This window comes from Acidocella sp. (assembly GCF_052326845.1).
GTDB lineage: Bacteria > Pseudomonadota > Alphaproteobacteria > Acetobacterales > Acetobacteraceae > Acidocella.
This window is the reverse complement of record NZ_JBKQJR010000108.1, coordinates 1-5,321: the sequence shown is the minus strand read 5'-3', so window position 1 is coordinate 5,321 and position 5,321 is coordinate 1. Positions and strand designations below refer to the sequence as shown.

4 protein-coding genes are annotated in these 5,321 nt (G+C 61.2%); 2 read left to right on the top strand and 2 right to left on the bottom strand.

Annotation, left to right across the window (positions count from 1 at the left end; all coding sequences use genetic code 11):
• Positions 1-499, bottom strand: a 499-nt coding sequence (locus tag ACLPJJ_RS07220) for a fatty acid desaturase (protein ID WP_443590273.1), incomplete at its 3' end; no start/stop codon positions are given.
• Positions 500-663: 164 nt separating this feature from the next.
• Complete coding sequence (locus tag ACLPJJ_RS07215) at positions 664-2,493, bottom strand: transglycosylase domain-containing protein (protein ID WP_443590272.1); 1,830 nt, start codon at positions 2,491-2,493, stop codon at positions 664-666.
• Between the two features lie 262 nt (positions 2,494-2,755).
• Between ACLPJJ_RS07215 and ACLPJJ_RS07210 the strand changes: the two genes are divergently transcribed.
• The gene (locus ACLPJJ_RS07210) at positions 2,756-4,015 is read left to right on the top strand and encodes a tyrosine-type recombinase/integrase (RefSeq protein WP_443590271.1); all 1,260 of its coding nucleotides are present in this window, start codon (positions 2,756-2,758) and stop codon (positions 4,013-4,015) included.
• A gap of 634 nt (positions 4,016-4,649) precedes the next feature.
• The coding region (locus ACLPJJ_RS07205; protein WP_443590270.1) for a DUF488 family protein at positions 4,650-5,321 on the top strand (672 nt) is incomplete at its 3' end.

Here is a 5,321-nt window from a genome sequence, read left to right as displayed (position 1 = left end):
AGATGACCGGCGGCAACAGGAGGTGCATCAACACCGGATGATGGGACGCGCGGTACAGAAACTTCGCCTTCGGGCGGAGCGCGTTATATTCCGCCAGCGTCAGGCAGTCTGAAAAGAAATCGGCCGGGATGCCGCGATTGTCGAGATCGTTCCAGTTCTGATGATGCCGCGTGTGCAGACGGCGCCAGTAGGCGAAGGGCGTCAATGTGACCAGGCTGCAGGCGGCGCCGGCAATTCTGTTCAGCCGGCGTGAGGGAAACAGTGAATTATGGCCGCAATCATGCTGAAGCATGAAGATGCGGACAATCAGGCCGCTGGCCGGCAGGGCGAGAGCCAATGTCAGCCAGACAGAGACATGCAGCGCCGCGTACATCGCCGCGATACAGGCGATGTAGAGGCCAAAAGCCGAAGCGGTCTGCCAGGCCGCGGTACTGAACACAGGGGTCTGATAAGCGCGCAGCATTGACGGCTTAAGGTCGTCGGTCGGCGGGTTCGGCATGAATAATTGAGTCCTGGACTCTTTATATCACCCTGTGTCCTCTGGTGATCAAAGGCGGTCCAGGTAAATATCGGTGGCTCCATAGGCCAGGATTCTTGGTGTAATGCAACCACGGAATCCAGAGAGGCGAACAGCCGGCCTCGCGGCGATGGCGTTTCGCGGCGTCACCCGCCCAACCCACTCGCAATCGTCTTGAATATCTGCGCGGGCAAAGTGCCGCCCAGAGCCTTGTTGGTCGGGGAGTTGTCGTCATTGCCCAGCCACACGGCGATGATGTCGCCGCCCGCATAGCCGATGAACCAGGCGTCGCGGTAATCCTGCGTCGTGCCGGTTTTGCCTGCCGTGTAGATGTTGGGGATAAAGGCGGCCTTGCCCGTGCCGCCGGTCACCACGGCGCGCATCATGTCCGCCACCGCCTGGGCCTGGGCGGCATCCACCACCGGCGCCGGGGCTTGGCGCGGCGCGGGCTCGCCGTTGATGGCAGTCACGCCGTAAGGCGTCACCCGCTCGCCGCCGTTGAAGAAGGTGGCGTAGGCGCCCGCCATCTGCAGCACGCCGACAGCCCCCGTGCCCAGCGCCATGGTCGCGTCATCCGGGAAATTGTCGTTCAAGCCGAGGGATCTGGCGACCGCGATGACGCGTCGCGCGCCGCCCGCGCGGAGCAGGATGCGGATGGCCGCGGTGTTCATCGAGTCCGCCAGTGCCTCGGTCATCGAGACCTCGCCATGATACCCGGCCTCGTAGTCGTGCGGGTGGTAGCCGTGCAGGTAGAGCGGCCCGTCGAGCACAGTGTCGGAGGGTGACATGCCGGCGCGTAGCCCCGCCAGCCAGACGATGGGCTTGATGGCGGAGCCCGTCTGCCGCCGCGCGAGTGTGGCGCGGTTATAGCCCTCGCGGTTGCCCACCCCGCCGATAAGCGCGCGCACGGCGCCGGTCTTCGCCTCCAGCACCACCACTGCGCCCTGGGAGATGCGCATCGCCGGCCCCTGGGTGGCGATGGCGTCGTCCAGCGCGGCCTCGGCGGCGTTTTGCAGCGCCGGATTGAGCGTGGTGGTGAAGGTGATGTCCTCGCCCTCGGGGATTTGCGCGCTCTCCTGCTGCATCACCCAGAGCGCGTACCAGGAGGTGCGGGAGACCGGCTGCGCCGCGTCGGCAAGCTGAGCCTCGGCGGCATTCTCCTGCTCGGGGCTGATGACCTGGGTGGCCACCATCGCATCCAGCACCTCGGTGGCGCGGTTGGCGGCGGCTTGGCCATCGGCCAGGGGGTTGAGGGTGGAGGGCGCCTTGGGCAGCCCTGCGAGAATCGCGGCCTGGGCCAAGGTGAGCTGGGTCGCCGGCACGCCGAAATAGAGCTTTGCCGCAGCATCCACCCCGTAGGCACCCTCGCCGAGATAGACGCGGTTGAGATAGATGCCGAGAATTTCATCCGGCGTGTAGTGCCGGGCGAGCCAGATGGAGAGCACCGCCTCCTGCACCTTCCGGCGCAGGTTGCGCTGGTTGGTGAGGAACAGGGTCTTCGCCACCTGCTGGGTGATGGTGGAGCCACCCTGCATGACGCGGCGATGGACGACGTCAGTGGCCAGAGCGCGGGCCACGCCTTGCATGTCGAACGGCCCGTGGTCGTAGAAGCGCCGGTCCTCGATGGCGATGAAGGCGGCGGGCACGTAGGACGGCAGGGCGGAGGGCAGCACCACTCGGCCCGAGGCATCGCCGAACCGCGCGGCGAGATTGCCGGACGGGTCGAGCAGCAGGATGGCCGGACGGCGCGGGGTGGTAACGGCGGTGGCGGGGTTCGGCATGTCCCAGGTGAACCAGAGCCCGGCCAGGAACAGGATAAGCCCGCCCCAGATGGCGCCGATGATGAGCAGCCGCGTAACCGCCCAGCCCCGGCGCAGATGGCGGGCGAGTTGCTCGGGCTGCAGCTTCGGCTGCGGCTTTGGCTTGGCCTTTGGTTGAGGCGCGGGAGGTTGCGGTTGCGGCTTGGCTCGGGACATGCCCTGTTGCTGCCAAGCCGGGCCGTGGGCGGTCAACGGGTTATTGCCCAGCGGGTGCGTCCGGGTTACGTGGAGCCAAGGCGGGTGTGGCGGAATGGTAGACGCACCGGACTTAAAAGCCGATATATAGATTAAAAATTATCTAAAAATACCAATAAAAACAATCACTTTTTCGTTGAATTAGCCGTTCAAATCTGTTACACATTGCTTACGCACTTTCACAGTTTTTGAGCATCAAAAGATGCCTGCACATCACGAACTCATGGACGGCCGTGTGCACGTTTATAAACGCGACAACAGCCGCTACTGGCAGTGCTCGGCGTTTATAAACGGACGCAATCATCGCATCAGCACGAAAGAGGAAAGCCTCGCGCATGCGAAGGATTTCGCCGAGGACTGGTTCCTCGACCTCAAAGGCAAGGTTCGGCGCGGCGAGGTCAGAGGCGGCGGCGTGACCTTCGACAAGGCGGCAGACCAGTTCCTCCGTGAATTCTTGGCACTGACGGCTGGAGAGCGCAGCCCGGTCTATGTGCAGGGGCACCAGGATCGGTTGCGCGTTCACCTCCGCCCCTTCTTTGGCAAGAAGGGACTATCGGAGATCACCCCTGGCCTCGTACAGGAATACCGTATCCACCGCATGACCTCCCGGAAGAACCCCAAAACAGGAGAGCCGATGCGGCCGGCGCGGAATACGCTGCATCAAGAGATCGTCTGCCTGCGCCAGGTGCTAAAATGCGCCAACCGGCACGGGTGGCTCCCTTTCCTCCCCGATCTGTCCGCCCCCTTCCGGGCGTCAGGCAAAGTGTCCCATCGCGGCTGGTTCTCGCTTGATGAGTACAACAAGCTGTGGCGCGCCACCCAGAAGCGGGCCAAGAACCCGCCCAAGCCACGGTGGCGGCGGTCGTGCGAGCAATTGCACGATTATGTGCTGTTCATGGCGAACACCGGGTTGCGCCCTGACGAGGCGGCACGGCTTCAGTTCCGCGACGTGACCGCCGTCACCGACGAAGCCACACGCGAGCGCATCCTTGAGATCGAGGTGCGCGGAAAGCGGGGCACCGGCTACTGTAAGAGTATGCCGGGAGCGGTGACGCCATTCGAGCGGCTCCGCAGCCGCTTGCGTCCAGTGGCAGGCGGCGAGGACGGGGATGAGATGCAGTCTGGCCGCTCCGAGTCGCTGTCGCGCCAGATGGTGAAACCGAAGCCAACAGACCTGTTGTTCGACCGGACTCACCGCGAATTGTTCAAGAAGGTCTTGGAGGAAGAAGAACTGACCCTCGACCGTGAAGGCAATCGGCGAACCGCCTATAGCCTCAGGCATACCTATATCTGTCTGCGCCTCATGGAAGGTGCCGACATCTATCAAATTGCCAAAAACTGCCGCACCAGCGTGGAAATGATCGAAAAATATTATGCCGTTCATTTGAAGAACACGTTGGATGCAGCGGCCATCAATGTCCGCAAGCGGCGGAAAACCAAGGACAAAAACGTGGATTCATCCTCATCCGACAGTGACGAGTAGCTCCCCGTTAAGACCTACCCTTGGCTTACGTTAGGTGAACCAGTATAGATGGAGGTGGAATGCGGGCGTGGCGGAACGGTAGACGCACCGGACTTAAACCAGCTTGAGTGCCCTCCGGGAAACCGGGGGTGCAGAACTGCTCAAAGTCGGGGGAACCTGTAAAATGGCAATCCCGAGCCAAGCCCGGCAACGGGAAGGTGTAGAGACTAGACGGGCAGCACCTAAGGCCAAAGGCTAGGGTGAAGGGATAGTCCAGACTACGAACTTGCTCTCAGCATGTGTCATGCGGAGACCAGGGCGACGAAAGTCGTAGTGGTAAGAAAATCCGTTGGGACTTTGTCCTGTGGGGGTTCAAGTCCCCCCGCCCGCACCAATCCTCCCGTGTTATGCCGATGCCGCTCGCATAAACACGGCAACAGCATCCCTTAAATTTTTTTACGCTTCGGGCCGGACGCAGGTGCGGCCATTCTGAGGAGGCCGCACGGCCTCCCCTCTTACGAGCCGCTCGGCGGCTCGCCTACCTCGGCCTTGGGCCGCATAAAAATAATATTTTGCCCTCGCCAGGGTTTAGCCTATCGAATCCCCGTTCCATTTTGTAGATTCTCATATGGAAGGCTTTCTCCTATAAAGAATCATGGCCAACAAACCGCCGCTCCTGAACTATCGACAAAAAGCCCTCATCGGATTGCTGGGGGCTTTCGGCGGACGCTTGTCCAGCGTCGATTTCCAGAAATACCTTTTCCTCTACACGCAGGAATATGAGCGGACGCCATCGTTCGAATTCGTGCCCTATCGCTTCGGCTGCTTCTCATTCCAGTCCTATGCCGATAAGCGCCGCCTTATCGAGATAGACGTGCTGCATGACAGTGACGAATGGCGGTTGAAGGGGACTGCGGCGCAGTCCAGCATGGACCTCGGCGACAATCTCTATGAGCTGTTCCGCAAGAAGTACGCGCACATGACCGGCGACAGTCTCGTGCAGGAAGTTTATCGCCGCTATCCCTATTACGCTATCCATAGCGAGATTGCCGCGCGCCTGATGACCAGAGAGGAATGTGCTGCGATCGAGGCTGTGCGTCCCTCCATGTCGCGCGCTTGCCTTTTTACCATTGGCTATGAGGGTTCTTCCTTTGAGGGGTATTTGAACCGTCTTCTCAAGCACAACGTGAAGACCCTCGTCGATGTGCGGCGCAACCCGCTCAGCCGAAAATATGGCTTTTCCAAAAAAACTTTGTCCGATACCGCCAGCAAGCTGGGTATCGATTATATCCACATTCCGGAACTCGGCATCGACTCCGAACAACGG

Bases quoted from the DNA above. Each gene is read 5' to 3' on its own strand.
- ACLPJJ_RS07215 (WP_443590272.1), bottom strand. From the start codon at position 2,493: ATGTCCCGAGCCAAGCCGCAACCGCAACCTCCCGCGCCTCAACCAAAG.
- ACLPJJ_RS07210 (WP_443590271.1), top strand. From the start codon at position 2,756: ATGGACGGCCGTGTGCACGTTTATAAACGCGACAACAGCCGCTACTGG.